This window comes from Minwuia thermotolerans (assembly GCF_002924445.1).
GTDB lineage: Bacteria > Pseudomonadota > Alphaproteobacteria > Minwuiales > Minwuiaceae > Minwuia > Minwuia thermotolerans.
In genome coordinates this window covers 72,684-95,442 of sequence record NZ_PIGG01000023.1, presented here as the reverse complement: position 1 = coordinate 95,442, position 22,759 = coordinate 72,684, and the positions used below count along the sequence as shown (strand labels likewise).

At 67.2% G+C, this 22,759-nt stretch carries 21 protein-coding genes; 12 read left to right on the top strand and 9 right to left on the bottom strand.

Features of this window, described 5'->3' with window-relative positions:
- Positions 1-23 precede the first annotated feature (23 nt).
- The 6 genes from CWC60_RS05260 (at position 24) to purB (ending at position 5,179) form a co-directional block, all read left to right on the top strand.
- On the top strand, positions 24-725 hold the full coding sequence (locus tag CWC60_RS05260) for an AzlC family ABC transporter permease (RefSeq protein ID WP_109792944.1): 702 nt from the start codon (positions 24-26) through the stop codon (positions 723-725).
- On the top strand, positions 722-1,033 hold the full coding sequence (locus tag CWC60_RS23490) for an AzlD family protein (protein WP_164516380.1): 312 nt from the start codon (positions 722-724) through the stop codon (positions 1,031-1,033). The genes CWC60_RS05260 and CWC60_RS23490 overlap by 4 nt, the downstream gene beginning before the upstream one ends.
- Before the next feature lie 131 nt (positions 1,034-1,164).
- A complete protein-coding gene (locus tag CWC60_RS05250) occupies positions 1,165-1,587 on the top strand; it encodes a c-type cytochrome (protein ID WP_164516379.1) in 423 nt (140 codons plus the stop codon).
- Positions 1,584-2,468, top strand: a complete 885-nt coding sequence (locus tag CWC60_RS05245) for a c-type cytochrome (RefSeq protein WP_206419779.1) — start codon at positions 1,584-1,586, stop codon at positions 2,466-2,468. Before CWC60_RS05250 ends, CWC60_RS05245 begins: the two co-directional genes overlap by 4 nt.
- Positions 2,469-2,626: 158 nt before the next feature.
- Positions 2,627-3,784, top strand: coding sequence for an HlyD family secretion protein (locus tag CWC60_RS05240; protein ID WP_109792941.1), 1,158 nt, complete (start codon positions 2,627-2,629; stop codon positions 3,782-3,784).
- Positions 3,785-3,874: 90 nt separating this feature from the next.
- The gene (gene purB / locus CWC60_RS05235; RefSeq protein ID WP_109792940.1) at positions 3,875-5,179 is read left to right on the top strand and encodes an adenylosuccinate lyase; all 1,305 of its coding nucleotides are present in this window, start codon (positions 3,875-3,877) and stop codon (positions 5,177-5,179) included.
- A gap of 53 nt (positions 5,180-5,232) precedes the next feature.
- Here purB and CWC60_RS23485 read toward each other — a convergent pair whose 3' ends face one another.
- On the bottom strand, positions 5,233-5,397 hold the full coding sequence (locus tag CWC60_RS23485) for a hypothetical protein (RefSeq protein ID WP_164516378.1): 165 nt from the start codon (positions 5,395-5,397) through the stop codon (positions 5,233-5,235).
- A 106-nt stretch (positions 5,398-5,503) separates the two neighbouring features.
- On the opposite strand from CWC60_RS23485, the gene gcvA reads away from it, so the two are divergent.
- A complete protein-coding gene (gcvA, locus tag CWC60_RS05230; RefSeq protein ID WP_109792939.1) occupies positions 5,504-6,415 on the top strand; it encodes a transcriptional regulator GcvA in 912 nt (303 codons plus the stop codon).
- A 124-nt stretch (positions 6,416-6,539) separates the two neighbouring features.
- Here gcvA and CWC60_RS05225 read toward each other — a convergent pair whose 3' ends face one another.
- Positions 6,540-7,601 (bottom strand): NAD(P)/FAD-dependent oxidoreductase, encoded by a 1,062-nt coding sequence (locus tag CWC60_RS05225; RefSeq protein ID WP_206419778.1) that lies wholly within the window; start codon positions 7,599-7,601, stop codon positions 6,540-6,542.
- A gap of 65 nt (positions 7,602-7,666) precedes the next feature.
- Between CWC60_RS05225 and CWC60_RS05220 the strand changes: the two genes are divergently transcribed.
- Positions 7,667-8,995, top strand: coding sequence for a dihydroorotase (locus tag CWC60_RS05220; protein ID WP_109792938.1), 1,329 nt, complete (start codon positions 7,667-7,669; stop codon positions 8,993-8,995).
- A gap of 12 nt (positions 8,996-9,007) precedes the next feature.
- On the opposite strand, the gene CWC60_RS05215 is transcribed toward CWC60_RS05220, so the two are convergent.
- The 3 genes from CWC60_RS05215 to CWC60_RS05205 form a co-directional block, all read right to left on the bottom strand.
- Positions 9,008-9,868 carry a sterol desaturase family protein gene (locus CWC60_RS05215; RefSeq protein WP_109792937.1) on the bottom strand — a complete coding sequence of 287 codons (861 nt, stop codon included), beginning with the start codon at positions 9,866-9,868 and terminating at the stop codon, positions 9,008-9,010.
- Between the two features lie 105 nt (positions 9,869-9,973).
- Positions 9,974-11,035 carry an AraC family transcriptional regulator gene (locus CWC60_RS05210; protein ID WP_109792936.1) on the bottom strand — a complete coding sequence of 354 codons (1,062 nt, stop codon included), beginning with the start codon at positions 11,033-11,035 and terminating at the stop codon, positions 9,974-9,976.
- A 392-nt stretch (positions 11,036-11,427) separates the two neighbouring features.
- Positions 11,428-12,999, bottom strand: a complete 1,572-nt coding sequence (locus CWC60_RS05205) for a sulfatase-like hydrolase/transferase (RefSeq protein ID WP_109792935.1) — start codon at positions 12,997-12,999, stop codon at positions 11,428-11,430.
- Between the two features lie 145 nt (positions 13,000-13,144).
- On the opposite strand from CWC60_RS05205, the gene CWC60_RS05200 reads away from it, so the two are divergent.
- The 4 genes from CWC60_RS05200 to CWC60_RS05185 all read left to right on the top strand — a co-directional run bounded on the left by CWC60_RS05200 (position 13,145) and on the right by CWC60_RS05185 (position 16,123).
- Complete coding sequence (locus tag CWC60_RS05200) at positions 13,145-14,308, top strand: Acg family FMN-binding oxidoreductase (RefSeq protein ID WP_109792934.1); 1,164 nt, start codon at positions 13,145-13,147, stop codon at positions 14,306-14,308.
- Positions 14,305-14,805: a MarR family winged helix-turn-helix transcriptional regulator gene (locus CWC60_RS05195; protein WP_109792933.1), complete on the top strand. Its 501-nt coding sequence runs from the start codon at positions 14,305-14,307 to the stop codon at positions 14,803-14,805. Before CWC60_RS05200 ends, CWC60_RS05195 begins: the two co-directional genes overlap by 4 nt.
- Before the next feature lie 74 nt (positions 14,806-14,879).
- On the top strand, positions 14,880-15,344 hold the full coding sequence (locus CWC60_RS05190; protein ID WP_109796411.1) for a hypothetical protein: 465 nt from the start codon (positions 14,880-14,882) through the stop codon (positions 15,342-15,344).
- Positions 15,345-15,400: 56 nt separating this feature from the next.
- Positions 15,401-16,123, top strand: coding sequence for a GNAT family N-acetyltransferase (locus CWC60_RS05185; RefSeq protein ID WP_109792931.1), 723 nt, complete (start codon positions 15,401-15,403; stop codon positions 16,121-16,123).
- A gap of 141 nt (positions 16,124-16,264) precedes the next feature.
- On the opposite strand, the gene CWC60_RS05180 is transcribed toward CWC60_RS05185, so the two are convergent.
- The 4 genes from CWC60_RS05180 to CWC60_RS05165 all read right to left on the bottom strand — a co-directional run bounded on the left by CWC60_RS05180 (position 16,265) and on the right by CWC60_RS05165 (position 22,680).
- Positions 16,265-19,774 carry an indolepyruvate ferredoxin oxidoreductase family protein gene (locus tag CWC60_RS05180; protein WP_109792930.1) on the bottom strand — a complete coding sequence of 1,170 codons (3,510 nt, stop codon included), beginning with the start codon at positions 19,772-19,774 and terminating at the stop codon, positions 16,265-16,267.
- An 87-nt stretch (positions 19,775-19,861) separates the two neighbouring features.
- Positions 19,862-20,701 carry a class I SAM-dependent methyltransferase gene (locus CWC60_RS05175; protein ID WP_164516377.1) on the bottom strand — a complete coding sequence of 280 codons (840 nt, stop codon included), beginning with the start codon at positions 20,699-20,701 and terminating at the stop codon, positions 19,862-19,864.
- Positions 20,698-21,864 carry an iron-containing alcohol dehydrogenase gene (locus CWC60_RS05170; RefSeq protein ID WP_109792928.1) on the bottom strand — a complete coding sequence of 389 codons (1,167 nt, stop codon included), beginning with the start codon at positions 21,862-21,864 and terminating at the stop codon, positions 20,698-20,700. The genes CWC60_RS05175 and CWC60_RS05170 overlap by 4 nt, the downstream gene beginning before the upstream one ends.
- A 9-nt stretch (positions 21,865-21,873) precedes the next feature.
- Complete coding sequence (locus CWC60_RS05165) at positions 21,874-22,680, bottom strand: enoyl-CoA hydratase/isomerase family protein (RefSeq protein WP_109792927.1); 807 nt, start codon at positions 22,678-22,680, stop codon at positions 21,874-21,876.
- Between the last annotated feature and the right edge of the window lie 79 nt (positions 22,681-22,759).

The following is a 22,759-nucleotide window of genomic DNA, read 5'->3' as shown; positions in this document are numbered from 1 at the left end:
CAATCCCACAGGACTCGTTCCTCATGACAGACGACCAGCAGCCGAGGCTGCGCGCCAGCATGGCCGAAGGCGCGCGCGAATCGCTGGGCTTCGCCATCGGCGCCCTGATGTTCGGCGTGGTCTTCGGATCTGCCGCGGTGGCGGTCGGCATGCCCGTGGAGCAAGGCCTGGTCATGAGCGCGACGGCCTTCGCCGGCGCGGCCCAGTTCGCCGTGCTGCCGCTCTGGGAGCATCCGCTGTCCTTCCTCGCGATCGCCATTTCCGCGGCGCTGGTTTCCACGCGCAACATCCTGATGGGGCTCAGCCTTTCCAGGGATCTCAGGCGGGCCGGCTGGCCGCTGCGGCTGCTGGCGATCTTCACCCTGGTCGATGCGAGCTGGGCGCTCGCCATGCGTCATCGCGGACGACCGGATCTCGCCGCCTTCTTCTGCGGCAGTTCGCTGACCCTTTATGTGGCATGGATGGCGGGCGTCGCGGCGGGGGGCATGCTGCCGGGTCTGCTGGGACCGGCAACGATCGCGGCGCTGGGCTTCGGCGGCGTGATCTTTCTCGGCCTGATCATCGTCCTGCTGGTCCGGGACAGGGTGGGGCCGCGGCTGCCATGGCTCGTCTCCGCCGTCGTGGCGGTTGCGATCTCGCCCTTCGCGCCGCCCAGCCTGACCCTTCTGGCCGCCGTCGGCGCCGGCGCGGCATCGGCTCTGGTCCTGCCGGGGCGGCCCTCATGAGCACCGGGACAGAAGCATGGCTGGCGATCGGTCTGGTCGCGCTTGTAGTTTTTGCATCAAGAGCTTCCGGGTACTTTCTCGGATCGAAGGTGAGGGAAGATGGACGCCTCCGGCGGCTTTTCGACGTGTTGCCGGGCTGTGCGATCGCGGCCGTGATCGCGCCGGTCATCGTCCGGGCCGGTGCGGTCGAGATTGTGGCCCTGGCCGCCGCCGCATCGCTGCTCTGGTTCACCCACAATCTGGGCCTGGCGCTGGCGTCCGGACTGGTGGTGCTGATCGCCGGAGCCAATCTCGGGCTGGTTCTCTGATCACGCGTGAGTGAAGCGGATATGGACGAATAATCGCCGTCCAAGCCTTGTTAACCACGCGGCCGGTCATGACAATGCGCACGTCGCCGGTCATCGGCCGGCAGGCGGGGAAAAATGGGAGTGACAGTTCAATGCGCAAGGTTCTGATGATTGGCGCGGCGGTGGTCTTTGCAGCGGGTGCTGCCTGGGCGGGCGCACACGGATCCATGTCGGATCAGCGGGTCGAGGACATGAAGACGATCGGCGGCGCCATGAAGGCGATCGGCGACGGCGAAGGCGATGCGGTGGCGCACGCCAAGACGGTCAACATGCTGGCCAAGGGGTTGCACGCCAAGTTCCCCGAAGGCTCGATGGAGTACCGCGCCAAGGCCGAAATCTGGAGCGATCCGGAAGGCTTCAAGAAGTCCATGGACGAGATGGTCGCCGCCAGTGAGAACCTGGTCGATGCCGCAATGACCGGCGACCGGAGCAAGACCCTTGCGGCGCTCGGCGCCACGGGCAAGACCTGCAAGAGCTGCCACGAGACCTATCGCGGTCCGAAGCCCGGCGAATGATGACGGGGCTTCGCGCCCGAGCGATCGGCTGGGCGGCCGGGGCGATGGCCCTGGCCGCCTGCTCGTCCGCGCTGGCGCAGGATCTGGTACAGAAAGGCGCCTATCTGGTCCGGGCCGGCGGCTGCGTCGCCTGCCACACGGCGAAGGACGGGGCGCCGCTGGCCGGCGGGCATGCATTGAAGACTCCGTTCGGCACCTTCTACAGCCCCAACATCACGCCGGATCCGGAGACCGGCATCGGCGAATGGAGCGACGATGATTTCGTCCGCGCTCTTCACGAGGGCGTCGCCCCGGACGGCGCACGCTATTTTCCGGTCTTTCCCTACACCAGCTACACGAAGATGAGCCGGGAGGACGCGCTGGCCATCAAGGCCTATCTGTTCTCCCTCGAGCCGGTTTCGCAGGTCAGGCGCGAACATGACGTGGGCTTTCCCTTCTCCTGGCGGTTCCTGCAGCGCGGCTGGCGGCTGCTGAACTTCGACGAGGGCCGCTTCGAGCCCGATCCGGCGCGGGAGGCCAGCTGGAACCGCGGCGCCTATCTGGTCGAGGCCCTGGCCCATTGCAGCGAGTGCCACACGCCGCGCAACGTCATGGGGGGGCTGGACGGCGACATGTATCTCGCCGGCACGCCGGACGGACCCGAGGGGCAACTGGCGCCCAATATCACGCCGCACGAGACCGGGATCGGCGACTGGAGCCGGAACGACCTGGTGACGCTGATGAAGACCGCGATGCTGCCGGACTTCGACAGTGTCCAGGGCACGATGGAAGAAGCCATCGAGGATGGCCTGAAATACCTCAGCGACGAGGATCTCGCAGCCATCGCCGACTACATCATGTCGGTCAGGCCGATCGAGAACGAGGTCCGCGCGGCCCGCTGACCGGCGCTCTTGCGCTTCGCTCCCGCCTTCGGGCCCATGAGCGGAGGCGATGGGTGTCATGTGTCCGCGACTACTGGTGAGTAGCGTCAGGCGACGCTATGTTCCGGTCATGTTTCACGCAATGGTGCCCAAGTACGGCCTGACCCAACGAATTCGACGTGTCTGACATTCACAAGAACCTGCCTTCCGGCGATCACGACCATCACGCGGTGATCGAGGCGCGCGACCATGGCGTCGTCGACGCGCCGGTGGAGTCCCCGCGCCGTCGCCGGCGGTTTCTGCGTTTCTTCCTGCTGTTCGCGGTGCCGCTGGCCGCGCTGGTCGTGGGCGGCTATTTCTACGCCAAGTCCGGGCGCTACGTGACCACCGAGAACGCCTATGTGAAGTCGACCAAGGTCGCGGTTTCGGCCGATATCGACGGCCGCGTCGCGGCGGTGCACGTGGATCAGAACGACCGCGTTCAGGCCGGCGACGTACTGATCGAACTCGATGGCCGCGACTGGGAGATCGCCTTCCGGGAGGCCGAGGCGGAGATCAACCGCGTGCGCAGCCAGATCGCGCAGCTCCGGGCCAACTTCCGTGCCGAACAGGCGCTGCTGGACGAGGAGCGTTCGCGTATCGACCAGCTCAACAAGCAATATCAGCGCTTCAAGAACCTTTCCGAGCGCGGCATTGCGCCATCGCAGAAATTCGAGGAAGTCGAGGCCGAGCTGGTCGCCGCCGAACGGCGCGTCGCCACCCAGCGCGAGCGCGTGAACCAGGCACTGCTCGCCATCGGCGGCGATGTCGACAAGCCGGTCGAGGAACACCCGCTGTTCCTCAAGGCCGAGGCGGCGCGCGACGAGGCGCTGCTGGCGCTTGAGCGTACGCGGCTGATTGCGCCGGTCAGTGGCGTCGTCGCCGTCATGGACCTGGAAGTCGGCGAGTATGTCGAGGAAGGCCGGCCGGTCTTCGCCATTGTCGACGACAGCGAACCCTGGATCGTCGCCAATCTGAAGGAAACGCAGCTCACCCACATCACGGTCGGTCAGAATGTCGAGATCGAGCTCGACGCCTATCCGGGCGTGAGCTGGCACGCGGTGGTCGACAGCATCGCGCCGTCGACCGGGGCCGAGTTCTCGATCCTGCCGCCGCAGAACGCCTCGGGCAACTGGGTGAAGGTGGTCCAGCGTATTCCGGTAAAGCTGCGCCTGGATCCGGACCAGGACCGGCCCGCCCTGCGCGCCGGCATGACCGCCTCCATCGCCATCGACACGGGCCGGGAGCGCAAGCTTCTGACCGTCGCCCGCGCCGCGATCGCCCGCATCCGCGACTGAGGCCGGCGCCGCCGGGGCGCGGCCATCCGCCCATTGTGACCCTCGCGAAAGCCTGATATCCGGTCGGCTCACCATCCGGAGAGTCCCCCGATGATCCCCCGCTATTCGCGTCCCGAGATGACCGCCATCTGGTCGCCGGAGAACAAGTTCCGAATCTGGTTCGAGATCGAGGCCCACGCGACCGACGCTCAGGCCGAGCTCGGTATCGTGCCGAAGGAAGCCGCGAAGGCGGTGTGGGAGCGGGGCGGCTTCGAGGTCGAGCGCATCGACGAGATCGAACGCGAGGTCAAGCACGACGTCATCGCGTTTCTGACGTCGCTCGCCGAGCATGTCGGCGACGAGGCACGGTTCGTCCACCAGGGCATGACATCTTCGGACGTGCTCGACACCTGCCTGGCGGTCCAGCTCACCCAGGCGGCGGACATTCTCCTGGCCGACATCGATGCGCTGCTCGCCGCACTGAAGCAGCGTGCGCTGGAGCACAAGATGACGGTCAAGGTCGGCCGCAGCCACGGCATCCATGCCGAGCCGACCACCTTCGGCGTCACCCTGGCGACCTTCTATGCCGAGTTCGCCCGCAACCGGGAACGGCTGGTCCAGGCGCGCCGGGACGTCGGCACCTGCGCCATTTCCGGCGCCGTGGGCACCTTCGCCAATATCGATCCGCGGGTCGAGGAACACGTGGCGGAGAAGCTGGGGCTGACGGTCGAGCCGGTTTCGACGCAGGTGATCCCGCGCGACCGCCACGCCATGTTCTTCGCCACCCTCGGCGTCATCGCTTCGTCGGTGGAGCGGCTGGCGACCGAGATTCGCCATCTGCAGCGGACCGAGGTGCTGGAGGCCGAGGAATACTTCTCGCCGGGGCAGAAGGGCTCGTCGGCCATGCCGCACAAGCGCAATCCGGTGCTGACCGAGAACCTGACCGGTCTCGCGCGCTATGTCCGCGCCCAGGTCATTCCGGCGATGGAGAACGTGGCGCTCTGGCACGAACGCGATATCTCGCATTCCTCGGTCGAGCGCATGATCGGTCCCGACGTTACCGTTACCCTCGACTTCGCCCTGATGCGCCTGGCCAACGTGGTTGGGAATCTCGTGGTCTATCCGGAGCGGATGAAGGCGAACCTGGAGCGTCTGGGCGGGCTGATCCATTCGCAGCGCGTGCTGCTGGCCCTGACCCAGGGCGGGGTCAGCCGCGAAGACGCCTATCGCCTGGTGCAGCGAAACGCGATGAAAGTCTGGGAAGCCGACGGCAAGGCCGATCTGCTGGCCCTGCTGAAGGCCGACCCGGAAGTCTCGGCGGCCGTGTCGGCGGAAAGGCTGGAGGCCATGTTCGACCTCGAATACCACCTGAAGCACGTCGACACGATCTTCGCGCGGGTCTTCGGCGAAAGCTGACTGACAGGCCGCGCCGCCGGCCCGGACCCGTCAGCCAGATTCACAGGCTTCGATCAGCCATCGCGGCGCGGCCGCCGGCCCGGAAGCCCGCCATTGGTGCGGCCGGGGCGGGCGCTCGTCTCGCCGCCACGCGGCGGCAGAGTCGAGCCCGGATGGTCCGCACGATGACGAACGGTGCGGGAGGCCTCGAAAATTGACATGGCGAAGACGTCGTACATCATTGATCTCCTCTGGTTCGGCGTCGTTTCTCGAAGGGGAAGATGGTTCGGACCGTAGCCGGAGGCGAGCCAGCAATTATTCTCGTTCTGTAAGATGAATTGACATATGCCGACCCGATGGGATCTGCCCTCGCTGACCTCGGTCAAGGCCTTCGAGGCGGCGGCGCGCAACCTGAACATGAGCCGCGCCGCCGATGAACTGAACGTGACCCACGCCGCGGTGAGCCAGCAGGTGCGCGCGCTGGAGCGTTGGCTTGGCGTGCGGCTGTTCACGCGCCAGGGCAAGGGGATCATGCTCACGCCGGAAGGGACCCGCTACGCCGAGCAGCTCAGCCGGTCCTTCGAGGTGATGGAGCAGGCCTCCCGCGAGGCCCGGCGCCAGTCCACGACACGGCCGCTGGAGGTGAACACGACCACGTCCTTCGCCTCGCGCTGGCTGGTGCCGCGCCTCGGCCGTTTCCAGATGGCCGCGCCGGAAGTTGAGCTTCGCATCTCGCCCAGCCGGCAGCTTGTCGACTTCGACCGCGACCCCGTCGACGTGGCGATCCGCTATGGCGGGGGCGGCTGGCCGGGCGTCATCTCGGAGCGCTTCATGGCCGGCCGCATGGTCGCGGTCTGCCATCCCGATCTGCTGCCGGCGGGCACGAAGGGCCTCACGCCCGCGCATCTCGCCAATCTCACACTGCTCCACGACGCCGACTACTCCGAGTGGGAGCAATGGGTGCTGGAGAACGGCTGGGACATCGATGTCCGCCAGGGCCTTGTTTTCGGGATGAGCACGCTGGTCGTCGAGGCGGCGCTGAGCGGCCAGGGCGTCGCCCTGACGGTGGAGTCGCTGGTGCGCCGCGATGTCGAGGCGGGGCGGCTGACCGCGCTCCACGATGCGGGGCGGGAATACGCCAGCGGCTATTACCTGGTCTATCGCGAACAGGATGCGGCGCGTCCCAATCTTGCCGCATTTCTGGCGTGGATGCGGGCGGAGGCGGCGCGGGAGGCCGGGGACGATCCGGTCAGATGACGCCCTGTTCGACGATCCGACGTCCTTCCGCAATCCGGTCGTAGCGGAAGCGGTCGAGATCCAGCGAATGGCTGCGCCCGTCCATGATCCATTCGGCCAGCGCGCGGCCGACCGCTGGCGCCTGCTACAGGCCGTGCCCCGAAAACCCGTTGGCGAAGTAGAGGTTCGCAATCTCCGGATGCGGTCCCAGGATCGCGTTCTGGTCGAAGCTGTTGAAGTCGTAGAAACCGGCCCAGGCGCCGGTCATGCGCAGCCGCTCGAAGCAGGGCGCGCGGCGGGCGAGCGACGGCCAGATGAGATCGTCGAACGCGCTGTAGTCCGGTTCCAGTTCGCCGCCGTCCGGGTCCGGCTGGCCGGGCAGGGGCGAGGAGCCGGTGAGGAACTGTGCGCCCTCGGGCCTCAGATAGACCCCCGACGGATCGATCAGCAGGACCGGATCGGCGGGCGGATCCGGCGTTGTCACGGTGAAGACGGTGCGCCGGCGGGGCCGCACCGGGAGATCGATTCCTGCCGTCGCGGCCAGTTCGCCCGCCCAGGGTCCGGCGGCGTTGATCACGATACCGGCGCCAAGTTCGCCGCCGTCGCTCAACGCCACGCCCGTCAACCGGCGGCCGTCCCGCATCAGACCGTCGGCCCGATCGTTCAGGTACTCCGCGCCAGCGTGGATCGCGCCGGCGCGGAACGCCCGCAGCAGGGCGTAGGCGTCCAGCCAGCCCTCGTCGCGCTCCCCCAGCGCCGCCGCTGCGACGCCTTCGGTGCTGATCCAGGGCAGCCGGTCCGCCAGTTCCGCGGGCGTCAGCATTGCGACCGCGGCGCCCGTGGCCCGCTGGACGCGAACATTCGCGGCCAGGGCTTCCGCGCCCGCCTCGGTGGCGATGAACAGATAGTGCCCCTCGCGGAACTGCACGTTGGGCCGGTCCTCGCCATCGACGCCCAGCCGCTCGCCGGCCTGCCGGATGAAGTCGATCCCGAAGCGCGAGATCAGGATGTTCTCGGGCGTGGAAAACTGCTGGCGGATCGAGCCGAGCGATCGTCCCGTGGCGCCCTGCGCATAAGCTGGGTCCGGTTCGATGACAGTGATGCGGGCGTCGCAGCCGCGCGCCGCCTTGAGCCACCAGGCGATGGCCGAGCCGATGACGCCGCCGCCGACGATCACGATGTCCGTCCGCTTCATGGCGGCCAGCATGGAACGCGGTCTGCTGACCCGCAAGCCGGGTGACGCGGGACGCGCGAGAGAGTAGAACCCGTGCCATGGCTAGAACATTCGATCTGATCGTTTCGGGCGGCACGCTGGTCAATCACGAAGGTGAGGGCGCGGCCGATATCGGCATTACCGGCGGCGTGATCCGGGAAATCGGCGACCTCGGCAGGGCCGATGCGGGCGAACGCATCGACGCCGCGGGCCTGCACGTGCTGCCCGGGGTGATCGACAGCCAGGTGCATTTCCGCGAACCGGGGCTTGAGCACAAGGAAGACCTGCAGGCCGGGATGGACGGCGCGGCGCTGGGGGGTGTCACGGCGATCTTCGAGATGCCCAACACGACGCCGTCGACGACGACCGCCGAGGCCATCCGCGACAAGCTGGAGCGCGCCAGGGGCCGGGCGGCGGTCGATCACGCCTTCTATGTCGGCGCGGCGGTGGAGAATGTCGACGACCTCGCCGAACTGGAGCGACTGCCCGGCGTCTGCGGCGTGAAGATCTTCATGGGGGCATCGACGGGCAACCTGCTGGTGCCTGACGACATGAACCTGCTGCGCGCGCTCAGGGTGGGGCGCCGGCGCGTCGCCGTGCATGCCGAGGACGAGCCGCGGATGAACGCGCGCCAGCACTTCCGCACCCATGACGACCCGTCGAGCCATCCCGTCTGGCGCGACGCGCAGAGCGCGCTCAAGGCTACGCGGCGCCTGATCCGCCTCGCCCGGATCGCCGGACGGCGGGTGCACGTGCTCCACGTGACGACCGCCGACGAGATGGGTTTCCTGGCGGCCAACAAGGACATCGCCACGGTGGAGGTGACGCCGCAGCACCTGACGCTGAAGGCGGAGACGGCCTATGCCCGCCTCGGCACGCGGGCGCAGATGAACCCGCCGATCCGTTCGGCGGCGCACCGGGCGGGCCTGTGGTGGGCGCTGAACCAGGGTGTCGTGGACGTCATCGGGTCCGATCACGCGCCCCATACGCTGGAGGAGAAGGCGCGCCCCTATCCGCTGAGCCCCGCCGGCATGCCAGGTGTCCAGACCCTCGTTCCCGTTCTGCTGAACCACGTGGCCAGGGGCCGGTTGAGCCTGGCGCGCTTCGTCGACCTGACGAGCGCCGGGCCGAACCGCGTCTTCGGTATCGCCGGCAAGGGGCGCATGGCCCGCGGCTATGACGGCGACCTGACCCTGGTCGATCTCAAGCGAAAGGAAACGATCCGCAACGCCGACATGGCCAACCGCTCCGGCTGGACGCCCTTCGACGGCATGCGCGTGACCGGCTGGCCCGTCATGACGATCGTGCGGGGGCAGGTCGCGATGCGCGATGGCGAATTGACGAGCCGGGATATTGGCCGGCCCGTCCGCTTTCAGGAGACGCTGTAGCGGCGTCGGGACTCACCCGCTCCACCATCCGATGATGCTGCGGCGGAGAAGCTCCGTGAGACCCGTTTCCGAAGGCGGGCCGGGTTTCGTCGCGCGCCCGGCGGCGGCGGCGCGGAAGCGTTCGGGATATGCCGGGTGTTCGGTATTCATCCAGCGGTCCCACCAGGTGAAGTAGAGACCGTAGTTCCATCGCCCCAGTTCATGATGGATGTCGTGATGGGTGGGCGTGGTCAGCCAGCGTGTCAGCGGCCAGTTCACCCAGCGCCGCGGCAGGAATTCGTGGCCGCAATGGCCCATGACATTGCGCGCCATCATGTGCACGATAAAGATCGAGATGCTGACCGTTTCAAGGCCGCCTGCCGCGAGCAGCGCGATTGGCAGGAAGGCTGCTTCGAGCAAGGCCTCCAGGGGCGCGAAGGCATAGGCGGCCCAGGGCGAGGGCGTGCGCGAGCGATGATGGGTGACATGGGCCGCGCGAAACAGCGGTCGCCAGTGCAACGCGCGGTGCATCCAGTAGAAATAGGCGTCGTGGAGCACGATGAGAACCACGGTCTCGATCGTGATCGTGAGGGCGCAGTTGCCGCTGCGAAGCTCCGCGAGGCCCAGCCAATCAAGACCGTAGACGAGAAAGAAGCCGTTGAGCGAGAAGACGATTGCGGTGAGCAATGAAAAGCCGATTTCGCGACGGCGATCACGCAGGCCGGGGCGCCGGTTCTGGATGCGCCAACGGCTGGCGCGCCCGCCGGCCAGTGCAATCAGCAGCGCCGCCGGCGCGGCGAAGACGAAGTACCGGGCCGTGTCGGTCAGAAGTATCCGCGGCCATATCTCGGGGAATCGGGTCAGCAGGCCCACGATCGGTTCGAGCCATTCCATGGCGATCTCCTGTTCATTGGATCGCCCACGCTCTGGCCCATTCACGCCGGCAGGTCTGGCCGAATTCGGAAACCAACCGGTCCTTTCGTCAATCGGACAGCTTTTTCAGGAATCGGCGGACCGGCGACTGGCGATCTGACGGCGGAAGGCGGACGGTGTCTGCCCGGTCAGTTCGCGGAATGCACGGTTGAAGGGACCAACCGATCCGTAACCGAGATCCATCGCGATCGTCAGGATCGGCAGCCGGTCATTGGCTGGATCGGCGAATCGGCGTCTTGCCTCCTCGATCCGGTAGTGGTTGAGAAAGGCCGGGAAGTTGCGGTAGCCGAGATGGCGGTTGATCGCACGGCGCAATCGGTATTCCGGCGCACCCAGTTCCGTGGCCAATGCTGTGATGGAAAGCTCCGGCTTGAACAACTCGCCGGCCGCCGCGTGCGCTTCGATACGCCGGGCCAGCTCGGCATCTTCGTCGGGGGCGGATGCGTCGCCCGCAACTGTCTTGTGTGGCCGCGTCGATATGGTCTGATTGACAAACAGTTCTCCGCGCGGACGCAGCAGCACCATCGCGGACAGCGTACTCATGACGAGTATGGCCACCGCCGCAATGGGTTCCAGTGGCGCGCGCGCGACGGCGTCCGAAAGGATCAGTTCCACGGCGAGAACGACGGCGGTGATTCCGACGGAGGCTGCTGCGAATGTGAGGCGGAGCCCACGGCGCAGCGCGACGAGATCGTCCGGTCGTCCCTGCAGCGCGCGCCGCGCGACGTCAATCAGAGCGCCGAGCCCGGCAATGCGAACCCCGTCGCGCAGGGCGGTCTGCCACTCGCCGGAATGATCGATGAGCCACACGGCGAGCCAGGCGACGAACAGACCCGGTATCCAGATCCAGCCAGGGCGGAAACCGTCTTCGAGGTGCATGCGCGCAATGACCCAGACCAGGAAAGGAATCAGCGCCGTCCAGGCGCCCACTGCGCCGCGGAGCGCCGCCGGGACTTCCGTGGCGTTCCAGGGCCCCGAAAGCCAGAGATACCCGACCACGGAAACGGCGAGCAGCGCCATCAGCCATGCGCCGATCCGACGCGGATGGACGGCAAGAAACACCGCCGCAATGACAGTATTGACCCCGATCGCGAGCAAGCGGGCAACGATTTCAATATCTTCGTTCATAGACCTTCTTGAACCTGCGGCTGAGCGACGCTCGGTCTTCACGGCTATGAGATCGTAGAGCGCCGGCCATCACCCATCCGTGTGCCGCCAAAATGCCTTAATTCGGCCCTTGGCGGACCGCGAAGCAAGACACATATCGGGTTCAAGGCAGCGTTCCGCGGACGTTCCGATCATAGTCAGGTGCCCCCCTCCACCTGCCCGGACCGTCCAAGGAAACTGCCAGGAAACGACATAAAAGGGTTTCACATCAGGAACCGGTGGACAATCACCCCTCCTGCGACCCGATCCACCGGGACCGACCTGAGACCCGTCGTTTCCACCAAATACTGGCCCGTCGTCCGGTCCTGAAAGTCCCCCCTCTCTTTCAGCCGGACGGCGGGCTTTGTTTTTTCCTACCACCTGCCGAACAGATAGCCTCGTTCCCACGCCTTGCCGGTGCTTTGGCGGATGGCTTCGTCGGTGATGCCCACGCGGTTGAGCCGCGCCTGCATCCAGTCCAGCAGCCGGTGCTGCATATCACTGCGAACGTCCTCGTGGCCGGGATCGGCGCCGAGATCGATCTGCTCGGAGGGGTCGTTCTCCAGATCGTAGAGCTCCGGACGAAAGCGGGGATGGCGGACGAATTTCCAGCGTTCCGTCCGCACCATCCATGACTTCGCCTCCTGCGGTTCCAACCCCAGCGCCGGCCGGGCGTGGCGCAGGGAATAGTCATGCTCGGCGAAGACGGCGTCGCGCCAGCCGGCAGCGCCATCGCCGCGGATGAAGGGCAGGAGGGAACGGCCCTCCAGGCGGTGCCAGGCGGGCGCTCCACCGACCAGCTCAATCAGCGTCGGGATCAGGTCTATGGCTTCCGCCATGGCTTCGATCACCCGCCCGCGGCTCCCTTCGGCGGCCGGGGAGGGGTCGACGACGATCAGCGGAATGCGCAGCGCCTCCTCGAAATGGAGTTCCTTCTCGCCCAGGCCATGGTCGCCGAGATAGTCGCCATGATCGCTGGTGACGACGATGACCGTGTCCGCCAGACGTCCGCGATCGTCCAGGAAATCGATCAGCCGCCCCAGATGGTCGTCGATCTGCTCGATCAGGCCCATGTACGTCGGAATCACGGTGTCGCGGCATTCGTCGCGCCGGAATTCGATGGATTCCGGGTGATCGCGGAAGGCGGCCACCACGGGATGAGTCTCGCCTTCGCCTTCGCTCCGATTGCCCGGCAGGACATGCTCGCGCCCGTATTTCCGGTGATAGGGATCCGGTGCGACATAGGGCCAGTGCGGCTTGATGTAGGAGAGGTGCAGGCACCAGGGCCGCTCCCCGGCGTCGTCGATGAAGTCCATGGCGCGGCGCGTCATGTAGGCGGTCTCGCTGTCCTCCTCCGCGGCCACTGTCGGGAAGCGGGCGTTGCGCATCAGCCAGCCCGACGGGTCGCCACCGTCGCCGCGGCGCACCGAATTGGCGACCTCGTGCCACAGGTTCACGCCCTCGTAGCCGCGGCCGCGAAGCCAGGCTTCGTACTGCGTGTCGGGGACGAACGGCGCCAGTTTCTGCAGCCCGTCGTCGCGGTCCCAAGGCTCGAAGCCGCACTCGGCCAGGAACCGCCCCGGTCCTTCGGCAGGATCTAGACCGAGGCGGCGGATAGCGGCCTCGTCCGCCTTCATGTGCGTCTTGCCGGCCAGCGCCGTCCGCAGTCCCAGCGGGTTCAGATAGTCACCCAGCGTCCATTCGTCCGGCCGGAGCGGATAATTGTTGTAGCTGGCCCCGTGACTGAGGACGTAGCGGCCCGTGTAGAAGGACATGCGCGACGGTCCGCAGACCGCGCCCTGCACGAAGGCGTTGGCGAACCGCACCCCCCGGGCGGCCAGCGCGTCGATGGTCGGCGTCCGCATCCAGGGATGGCCCGTGCAGCCCAGGAAATCGAAGCGGAGCTGGTCCGCCATCACGAAGAGGATATTGCGTGGTTCGCCCAAGGCTTCCGTTCCCGATGCACTGTCCGCCGACATCCTAGTCGCGTGTGGCGCCGCCTCCAATCGCCTCGGGCCGCTGCAATTCCGTTTGATATATTCTTGAGAATGTGTATATATATTCCATAGAATATTTCTATGGAGAACGGCGATGGTCTCGCGGCGGAAGTTCATCAGGATCATGGGTGTGGGCGGTGGGGTTGCCGCGCTGACGGCGGGGGGCGGCTACTGGGCGATGACCCGGGGCGCGATGCCCGACAGCGCGGTCGCCCCATGGCGGGCGCCGGGGCAGGGGATCGACGATCCCCGTATCCGCGCGGCTGCTCACGCCCTGCTGGCGCCGAATCCGCACAACATGCAGCCTTGGCTGCTGCGCCTGGAAGGCGATAACGCGCTGACGCTGCATGTCGACCTCGATCGCCTGCTGCCGGAAACCGATCCGCCGGGCCGGCAGATCCTGATCGGCCACGGGACATTTCTGGAAATATACCGTATGGCCGCGGCCGAGAGCGGCCACCGCGCCGAAATCGAACTGCTGCCCGAAGGCTCCTTCGCGCCGGAGCGTCTGGACGGCCGGCCGGTGGCCCGCCTTCGCCTCGTTCGCGACCCGGTGGTCATCCGCGATCCGCTGTTCGCGGCGGTCGGTACTCGCCGCAGCAACAAGGAAACCTACGATATCGCCCGCCCGGTGACGGACGGCGAACTGGCGGCGCTGACCGGTCCGGGTCTGCATGGCGCGCGGGTGATGGGCAGCAACGATCCGGCGCTGCGGCCGGTGCTGCGCGACCTCATGGAGGCCGGGCTCCGCCGTGAGATCGAGACGCCCCGCACGTTCAGGGAAAGCATCGACCTGATGCGGCTGGGACCGGAGGAGATCGCCCGCAACCCGGACGGCATCGAACTCGCCGGTCCGATGATCTGGTGGGGTACCCGGCTGGGGTTCGTCAGCCGGGAAGCCATCGCCACGCCCGGCACCCAGTCGTTCCAGATCGGCCTGGACATGGCCCGCGACCAGGCGCAGACGGCGATGGGTTTCGCCTGGGTGGTGAGCCCCGACAACAGCCGCGCGAGCCAGATCCGCGCCGGCATGGACTATGTGCGCCTCAATCTGCAGGCGACCGTATCCGGCGTCGCGCTGCACCCCATGAGCCAGCTTCTGCAGGAATATCCGGAAATGGCGGACCTGCAGGCGCGGCTGCTGGATGCGCTTGCGGCCGAACCGCCGGCGCATGTCCAGATGCTGGTCCGTCTGGGTCACGCGGCGGCGCCGGGACCGACGCCGCGCCGGCCGGTCGCTGCTATAGTCAGGGCATGAGCGAATCCGCGAATACCTTTGCCCATAAGGGGCTGAGCGACCGCGAGCGGCTGCAGTGGGAATTGCTGACCAGCATCGGCATCTGCAACCAGCTCGCGTCGGAACGGGCGCGGCAGGTCCTGGGTGAGGATCTGCCGCTGCCGCTGTTCAGCATTCTCAACCATCTCGTCCGGCTGGGCGACGACCGCACGGTCACCGACCTTGCGCGCGCCTTCCAGGTGCAACAGCCCGGCATGACCAAGTCCGTGCAGAAGCTGCTGGCGAAGGGCTATCTCCGGGCCGAGGCTGATCCGGACGATGCGCGCCGCAAGCGTCTCTTCCTGACGGCCGAGGGACGCGCGGCCCACGATGCGGCCCTCAGGCGTCTGGCTCCCGACGCCGCCCGGATTTTCGCCGACTGGCCGACCGATGAACTGGCGGCGTTGCAGAAGCCGCTGTTCCGTCTGCGCCGCTGGCTCGATTCGCACCGCAATGACGCCGCAGCTGGCGAGATGTGAAGATCGCCGTCGTTGTCCGCCCTTCCGTCCGTCACCACCTGAACGGCAATGCAACGGACAACGGGAGGCGTGGCATGCGCCGCACAGCAGTGACCGTCGCCGCCGCCGTGATCGCCCTTGCCGGCGGCGCGGCCGCCGCCGCCGAACCGGCCGACGAGGTCAGGACCATACCGCTTGAAGTGAAGCTGGACTGGCAGAGCTTCGACCAGCGCGTGAACGGCGTCCATCTCGACTGCCGCATCTTCGACGGACAGGGCGAACGTGTCGGCCACGGCACGCGCGCGGGCCGGATCGATCCCGCCTTCCTGTCGCGGCGCGGGCGCGTGGAGACGACCATGACCGGTTTCCTTGTGATGGAAACGGCGCCAGCTGCGGATCTGACCTGCTCCTGCGAGGCTCGGTTCGATACCCGCAGCATCTTCTTCCGCTCCGGCGACGACGATTTCGGGCGGCGTCCGTTCATGTTCTACCGCCCGCTGCATCGCGCGCGGACGCAGTGCGAGCCCGCGATGGCGCAGCAGCGCGACGAGTCTTCCTGACAGAGCGGTTGAACACCGGCTAGAATCCTCAAGCGAAGTCCGAACGGGGGCCGGGGATGACCGAGAAATTCGTGCCGGCGTACAGGACCGGAGAGCCGCTGCCCGGCTGGAAGGGTGCGGCGGGGCCCGGCGATGCGCCGATGACGGGCCGCTACTGCACGCTTGAGCCGGCGGGCCGGCCGGCGCAGGCGGACGAGCTCTACGAAGTCTTCCAGACGGGCGGCGAAGCGCAGGACTGGCTCTACCTGCCCTATGGCCCCTTTCCCGATATCGAGACCTTCAGGGCCTGGTATCAGGCCACCTGCACGGGCAAGGATCCGCTTTTCGTTCTGATCCGCGACGCTGCGAGCCGCCGCGCGCTCGGACTCGCAAGCTTTCTCAACATCGAACGCGGCGTGGGACGGGTCGAGGTCGGCCATATCCATTTCTCCCCGGACCTGCAGCAGAGCGCCGCCGCGACCGAAGCGATGTACCTGATGATGAAGCGCGTCTTCGAGTGCGGCTTCCGCCGCTACGAGTGGAAGTGCGACAGCCTCAACGAACGCTCCCGGCGCGCGGCGCAGCGCTTCGGCTTTTCCTTCGAGGGCGTCTTCCGCCAGCACTATGTCGTCAAGGGACGCAACCGCGACACCGCCTGGTACGCCTGCATCGACCAGGAGTGGCCCCGGCTGCGCGAAGCCTACGAGACGTGGCTGGCGCCGGACAACTTCGACGCAGAAGGACGGCAGAAACGCCGCCTTTCGGCGCTTACGGGTCCCGTGCTCGTCCAGCGGGGATAGACCGGACGAACATTGCCATGCCCGCCCTGTGCGGGCATCCGGTTCAACTTGCGGACTCGCGGCGCAGCCGTTCCGGATCCCCGCACCAAGGCGGGGATGACAAGGAAGGCGCCGCGCTGGTCGTGAAACGAGGGCCTTGCGCTATTCGGCGGCCTCGGAGGCGTCCGCCGGGTTGCGGAACGCGGCCAGCAGTTCGGCCTCTTTCCGCTTCGCCTGGGCCAGGTTGCGCTCCTTGATGTGGCCGTACCCCTTGATCTGTTCGGGCAGCTTGGCGAGCTCCAGCGCGGTCATGTAGTTGGCGCTGCCGAGCTTCGCGGCGACCTCCTCCATCAGCGCTTCGTAGTCGGCGATGAGCTGGCGCTCGTGACGGCGCTCCTCGGTGCGTCCGAAGATATCGAACCGGGTGCCGCGCAGACCCTTCATCTTCGCCAGCACGCGGAACAGCGGCATGACCCAGGGGCCGAACTCCTTCTTCCCGATCTCGCCGGTCTCCGGGTCGGGCCGGCTGACGATCGGCGGGGCGAGGTGGAACTTCAGCTTGTAGTCGCCCTCGAACTGCTCGCGGATGCGGCGCATGAAGGTGCCGTCGGTGTAGAGCCGGGCGACCTCGTACTCGTCCTTGTAGGCCATCAGCTTCGCGAAGTTCCGCGCCACCGCCTCGGCGAGGCCGGTGAAGCCGCCGCCGGCGGCCTTGTCGGCCTTCTCGATCCTGCGCACCAGCGCCTCGTAGCGGTCCGCATAGGCCGCGTCCTGGTACTTCGTCAGCAGATCGCGGCGATGGGCGACGATGTCCTCCAGATCCGTGAGCGGCTTGTGGAACGGCACCACGGTGCCGGTCGGCTCGGCCGCCTTCTCGACCCGGTCGATGTCGTGAGCGGCCAGACGGCCCCAGTTGAAGGTTTCCTTGTTCATGGCCACGGCCACGCCGTTCAGCTCGATGGCGCGCATGATCGCCTCCAGGCCGACGGGAAGCTGTCCCCGCTGGTAGGCGTAGCCCAGCATGAACAGGTTGGTGGCGATGCTGTCGCCCATCAGCGCCGTGGCGATCCGCGTGGCGTCCAGGAACTCGGTCTGGTTGTCGCCGGCAGCCTGGCGGATGGCATCCTGCATGGCGTTCGGGCCGTACTGCAGATCCGGGTTGAGCGTGAACGCCGCCGTTGGCGCCAGGTGGCTGTTCACGATCGCGCGCGTGCCGCCATTGTCCATGGTCTGCAGCGCTGCTTCCGAGGCGGCAACGACCATGTCGCAGCCCAGCACGAGATCGGAGCCGCCGGACGCGATGCGGACCGCCTGGATGTCCTCGGGGCGTTTCGCGATGCGGACATGGCTCATCACCGCGCCGTTCTTCTGGGCGAGGCCGGTATAGTCCAGCACCGACGAGCCCTTGCCCTCCAGATGCGCCGCCATGCCGAGCAGGGCGCCGACGGTCAGCACGCCGGTGCCGCCGATGCCGGTGACCAGAATGCCGACCGGCTCGTCGAGGGGTGCGGTCTCGGGCGTCGGAAGGCCGGCGACGATATCGTCGATGGCGTTGCCGGATTTCGCCGGCGCCGATGCCCGCTTCGGCTTGCGCAGGCCGCCGCCATGGACGGTCACGAAGCTGGGGCAGAAGCCGTTGACGCAGGAAAAATCCTTGTTGCAGCTCGACTGGTTGATCTTGCGCTTGCGGCCGAGCTCGGTCTCGTCGGGTTCGACGGAGACGCAGTTCGACTTCACCGAACAGTCGCCGCAGCCCTCGCAGACCTCGGTGTTGATGAAGGCGCGCTTCGGCGGATCGGGATAGAGGCCGCGCTTGCGCCGGCGGCGCTTCTCGGCGGCGCAGGTCTGGTCGTAGATCAGCACCGTGCAGCCCGGCGTGTCGCGCAGATCCTTCTGCACCTGATCCAGCTCGGAGCGGTGATGGATCGGGGTGCCGGGGGGGAAGGCGTCCGCGGGGTACTTGTCGGGTTCGTCCGTGACGACCACCAGCCTGGTGATGTTCTCGGCGCTCACCTGGGCGGCGATGTCCATCGGCGTGAGCTGGCCGTCATGCCGCTGCCCGCCGGTCATGGCGACCGCGTCGTTGTAGAGGATCTTGTAGGTGATGTTGACGCCCGCGGCGGCCGAGGCGCGGATCGCCAGCAGGCCGGAATGGAAGTACGTGCCGTCGCCGAGGTTGGCGAAGACATGCTTGTCCTCGGTGAACGGCGCCTGGCCGATCCAGGGCGTGCCTTCGCCGCCCATCTGGGTATAGGTCGAGGTTTCCCGGTTCATCCACACGGCCATGAAGTGGCAGCCGATGCCTGCGGTGGCGCGGCTGCCCTCGGGCACGCGGGTGGAGGTGTTGTGCGGGCACCCGGAGCAGAAGTACGGCATCCGCTCCAGCTTCTGCTCGCCCTCCTTCGCCTGTGTCGCCATCGCCGCCATGCGCTGCTTGCGCTCCAGGAAATCGAGGCGATCCTCGATCTGCGGGCTGGTGTGCACCGGACGCAGCCGCTGGGCGATGGCCCGGGCGATCTCGGTCGGGCCCAGCTCGCCGTGGCTCGGGAACAGCCACTCGCGGTTCTCGTCGAACTTGCCGACGACGCGCGGACGGACATCCTCGCGCCAGTTGTAGAGCTGTTCCTTGATCTGGTTCTCGATAAGGGCGCGCTTCTCCTCGACCACCAGAACTTCTTCCAGACCCTCGGCGAAGTGGCGGGCGCCTTCCGGCTCCAGCGGCCAGGGCATGCCGACCTTGTAGACGCGCAGGCCGATATCGGCGGCCATCTTCTCGTCGATGCCGAGATCTTCCAGCGCCTGCATGACGTCCAGATAGGACTTTCCGGTGGTAATGATTCCCAGCCTCGGCTTCGGGCTGTCGATCACGATGCGGTCGATGCCGTTGGCGCGGGCGAACGCAATGGCGGCGTAGGTCTTGTAGCGGTGGAGGCGTTCCTCCTCCTTGAAGCGGTCGTCGGGCCAGCGGATGGACAGGCCGCCCTCGGGCAGTTCGATGTCAGGCAGGGTGACGTTCACCCGATGGGGATCGATGTAGACGCTGGCCGCGCTTTCCACCGTCTCCGAGACGCACTTGAAGCCGACCGCCACGCCGGCGAAGCGGCTCATGGCCCAGCCGAGCAGGCCGAAGTCCAGGTACTCCTGCACGTTCGCCGGATGCAGTACCGGTATCATCGCCGAGGCGAAGACGTGCTCCGACTGATGCAGCAGCGTGGACGAGACGCCGCCATGGTCGTCGCCGGCCAGCAGCAGCACGCCGCCATGCTTCGACATGCCGGCCGAGTTCATGTGCTTGAGCACGTCCAGCGAGCGGTCGACGCCCGGACCCTTGCCGTACCAGATGGAGAAGACGCCGTCGTACTTGGCGCTGGGATAGAGATTGGTCTGCTGCGAACCCCAGACGGCCGTGGCCGCCAGATCCTCGTTCACCCCGGGCTGGAAGTGGATGTGGTTCTTTTCCAGGAATTTCTTCGCCTGCCAGAGCTGCTGGTCATAGGCGCCGAGCGGTGAGCCGCGATAGCCGGAGATGAAGCAGCCCGTGTTCAGGCCCGCCGCGACGTCGCGCTGGCGCTGCATCATGGGCAGGCGGATCAGCGCCTGGATGCCGGTCAGGAATACGCGGCCTTCTTCCAGCTCGTATTTGTCGTCGAGAGTGACCTCGGCAAGACTCATCGGAAGATCCTCTGGACCAGTGGCATGGATATATTGGAAGGTACTTCGGAGCGGACTGAAAGTCAATATTAGGTCAGTTTTACTGACCTAATCGAGAGGCCGCCGCAAAACGATCCGCGCCCCGCCGAGGTGTCCGGCGCGAACCAGACCGACAAAGACCTCGTAACCGGCCATGTAGCGATCGTGCGCGTCGCCGCCATGCACATCCAGCGTCGCCTGGCGCAGGCTCCGGTACATCTCCATCCGCTCCGTCAGGATGCCCACCCAGTCCGCCGAAAGGTCGTCGACCTGGACGACCTCGAAGCCCGCGGCAACGGACATCTTCCGGTACTGGGCGGTGCTCTGGATGTTGACCATCTGCATGCCGCCGGTGGCGATGGCTTGGCGCTCGCTCTCGGTCAGCGCCGGGGCGGCCACCAGGTCGGTGAAGGCGAACCGGCCCCCGGGCTTCAGCGCCGCCAGGACGGAGCGCATCACGGCCAGCTTGTCGGGAATGTGGAGCATCGCTTCCTGGCTGATCGCCACGTCGATGCCCGAAGCCGAAAGCGGCACGCGCTGTGCGTCGGCGCGCACCACGCTGACCCGTCCGTCGAGGCCGACCAGCCGGTTCAGCCACCGGGCGTCGCGGCAGCGTCCCTCGTTCAGGTCCAGGGCCACGACACGGACGCCTGGCCAGCGCTCCGCGATCAGGCGTGCAGGCCCGCCGATGCCCGCGCAGATGTCGGCGATCGTCTGGCCGTCCGCGATGCCGGCCGCGGCCGCGAGAGCCAGCACCGCCTCGACGCCGCCATAGTGATCCTGATCGTGCGGCCGCAGGTCCGCCGCGCCCGGGCGTTGCGGGTCGCCGCCCGCGGCGGCGACCGCCGCCAGCACCTGCTCGGCGTTGATCGGATGGCGGTCGTAGAGATCGACCTCCGCGCCGCTCACCACGCCAGTTCCAGTATCTCGCGGACCTGTTCCGGGTCGTTGATCGGCCGGGGATTGGTGCGCACCCACATGTTCTGCATCGCGCCGGCTATGATGTCGTCGAACTGTTCGCGCCGCACGTCCATCGCCCTGAGGCTGCCCGGCTGATCCAGCGAGCGCACCAGATCGGCGACAGCGCGGGCGGCGTCACCATCCTCGCGTCCCATGGCGCTCGCGATCCATTTCTGCCGCGCCTCGGTGTGGCTGAGATTGTAGCGCAGCACCGGCGTCAGCATGACGCAGGACGTGTGGCCATGGCTCATGCCGGTCACCGCTCCCAGGCTGTGGCCGATGCCGTGGCTCGCGCCGTACTGCACCCTGAGAATGCCGGAGCCGGAGAGCCAGGCCGCCTGCTGGCAGGCCAGCCGGGCGCCCATGTCGGACGGGTTGCGCTTGGTGGCGGGCAGGGCGTCGTTGAACAGGCGCAGCGCCTGCAGGCTGCAGCCGTCGACCATCGGCGAGGGCTCGATCGCGCAGATGCCCTCGACGGCATGGTCGACGCCGCGGACGCCAGTGGAGAGCCAGAGCCAGTCCGGCGTGTGGATGGTCACCGCCGGGTCCAGGATGACGGTCATCGGATTGATCCCCGGCGCGGTATAGCCGTCCTTGATCTTGCGAGCCGGATCGGTACAGCCGCCCAGATTGGAGAATTCCGCCGCCGACAGGGTCGTCGGCACCGCGACGTGGGGGCAGGGGGGCGGGCCGATCTTCGGGATGTGGCGGCTGCCGTCCGCCAGCACCTTCATGTGCAGATCGCCCATGCCTTCGACCGTGTCGACGCCTTCGGCCATGCAGACGAGCATCACCTTCACCGCGTCGATCGGCGTGCCGCCGCCGACTGAAAGCAGCAGGTCCGGCTCCGCAGCCCTGGCCGCCCTGACCGCCTCGATGACGCAATCGCGTGGCGTGTGCTCGCGGATCTCGTCGAAGACGCCGGCGAAGCGGCCACCGAGCGCTTTCCTGATTCCTTCGATCACGTCGGTCTGGCGGTTCAGCGTCTTGCTGGCGACGACAAAGACCCGCCGCGCATTGCGCTTTTCGGCCTCGTCGGAGACGGCCTCGGCCGCCGGACGGCCCCACACCACGCGGTCCTGGGGCAGGAATTCGTGCTGTCCTGGCTTCATGCTACCTTTTCAGTCCCCGCGATCCTTCAGTGCCAGCTTGCCGGCATTGTAGGCCTCAAGATTGTTCAAAGCCTCGTCCCGGACAAGCAGATCGAGGAAAAGCGTGCGTTCCAGACCGAGTGCGTCGGCGTCGCCGGGCTCGTTGGCGGCGCGTGCAATGCGCTTGATGTGGCCGACGGCCAGCGGCGGGTGCGCGGCGATCCGTTCGGCCACGCCGACCGCATGGGCGACGACATCGCCCTTCACGACCCCGTTCAGCAGACCGAGTCCGAGGGCCTGAGCCGGGCCGAAGGCTTCGCCCAGCAGGCAGAGCTCCATGGCCTTCGCCGCACCGATCATGCGCGCGGTCCGCACAACGCCGCCGGCGCCGGGGAGAATGCCGAGCGCGATCTCGATCTGGCCCATGCGATAGTCGCCCTCGGCCGCGAAACGCATGTCGCAGGCCAGCGCCAGTTCCAGCCCGCCGCCCATGCAGGTGCCGTTGATCGCGGCGATGTGTGGCTTCGGGCTCGCTGCGATGGCATCGAAGACCCGGTCGATGTTGCGCGGGGGCAGGCGGCGCTCGGCGCTGAAGCCCAGCCCCTTCTCCCGGAGCGAACGGGACATCCCAGCCAGCACGTCGGTGTCGAAATGGCGGATGAAGACGCCGTCGGCGGCGCCGGTGTAGACCACGGCGCGCACCGCCGCATCGGCGTCGAGTTCCGGCGTCAGCGCCTCGAGGTCGGCCAGCGTGTCGTTGTCCATATAGCCGTGCGGCGGATTGTCGAACCGGACCAGCGCCACGGCGCCGCGGCGCTCCAACTTGAGTTGCTTCATCGGATTCCTCCCGGAGAATCTGGCATCATTCTGAAATACGCGCGGATCAGAATCATCCCCTTGCGGCGGGACGGGGTGT

Coding starts and splice junctions, on each gene's coding strand:
- CWC60_RS05260 (WP_109792944.1), top strand. CDS start 24: ATGACAGACGACCAGCAGCCGAGGCTGCGCGCCAGCATGGCCGAAGGC.
- CWC60_RS23490 (WP_164516380.1), top strand. CDS start 722: ATGAGCACCGGGACAGAAGCATGGCTGGCGATCGGTCTGGTCGCGCTT.
- CWC60_RS05250 (WP_164516379.1), top strand. CDS start 1,165: ATGCGCAAGGTTCTGATGATTGGCGCGGCGGTGGTCTTTGCAGCGGGT.
- CWC60_RS05245 (WP_206419779.1), top strand. CDS start 1,584: ATGATGACGGGGCTTCGCGCCCGAGCGATCGGCTGGGCGGCCGGGGCG.
- purB (WP_109792940.1), top strand. CDS start 3,875: ATGATCCCCCGCTATTCGCGTCCCGAGATGACCGCCATCTGGTCGCCG.
- CWC60_RS23485 (WP_164516378.1), bottom strand. CDS start 5,397: ATGTACGACGTCTTCGCCATGTCAATTTTCGAGGCCTCCCGCACCGTT.
- gcvA (WP_109792939.1), top strand. CDS start 5,504: ATGCCGACCCGATGGGATCTGCCCTCGCTGACCTCGGTCAAGGCCTTC.
- CWC60_RS05225 (WP_206419778.1), bottom strand. CDS start 7,601: ATGCTGGCCGCCATGAAGCGGACGGACATCGTGATCGTCGGCGGCGGC.
- CWC60_RS05220 (WP_109792938.1), top strand. CDS start 7,667: ATGGCTAGAACATTCGATCTGATCGTTTCGGGCGGCACGCTGGTCAAT.
- CWC60_RS05215 (WP_109792937.1), bottom strand. CDS start 9,868: ATGGAATGGCTCGAACCGATCGTGGGCCTGCTGACCCGATTCCCCGAG.
- CWC60_RS05210 (WP_109792936.1), bottom strand. CDS start 11,035: ATGAACGAAGATATTGAAATCGTTGCCCGCTTGCTCGCGATCGGGGTC.
- CWC60_RS05200 (WP_109792934.1), top strand. CDS start 13,145: ATGGTCTCGCGGCGGAAGTTCATCAGGATCATGGGTGTGGGCGGTGGG.
- CWC60_RS05195 (WP_109792933.1), top strand. CDS start 14,305: ATGAGCGAATCCGCGAATACCTTTGCCCATAAGGGGCTGAGCGACCGC.
- CWC60_RS05190 (WP_109796411.1), top strand. CDS start 14,880: ATGCGCCGCACAGCAGTGACCGTCGCCGCCGCCGTGATCGCCCTTGCC.
- CWC60_RS05185 (WP_109792931.1), top strand. CDS start 15,401: ATGACCGAGAAATTCGTGCCGGCGTACAGGACCGGAGAGCCGCTGCCC.
- CWC60_RS05180 (WP_109792930.1), bottom strand. CDS start 19,774: ATGAGTCTTGCCGAGGTCACTCTCGACGACAAATACGAGCTGGAAGAA.
- CWC60_RS05170 (WP_109792928.1), bottom strand. CDS start 21,864: ATGAAGCCAGGACAGCACGAATTCCTGCCCCAGGACCGCGTGGTGTGG.
- CWC60_RS05165 (WP_109792927.1), bottom strand. CDS start 22,680: ATGAAGCAACTCAAGTTGGAGCGCCGCGGCGCCGTGGCGCTGGTCCGG.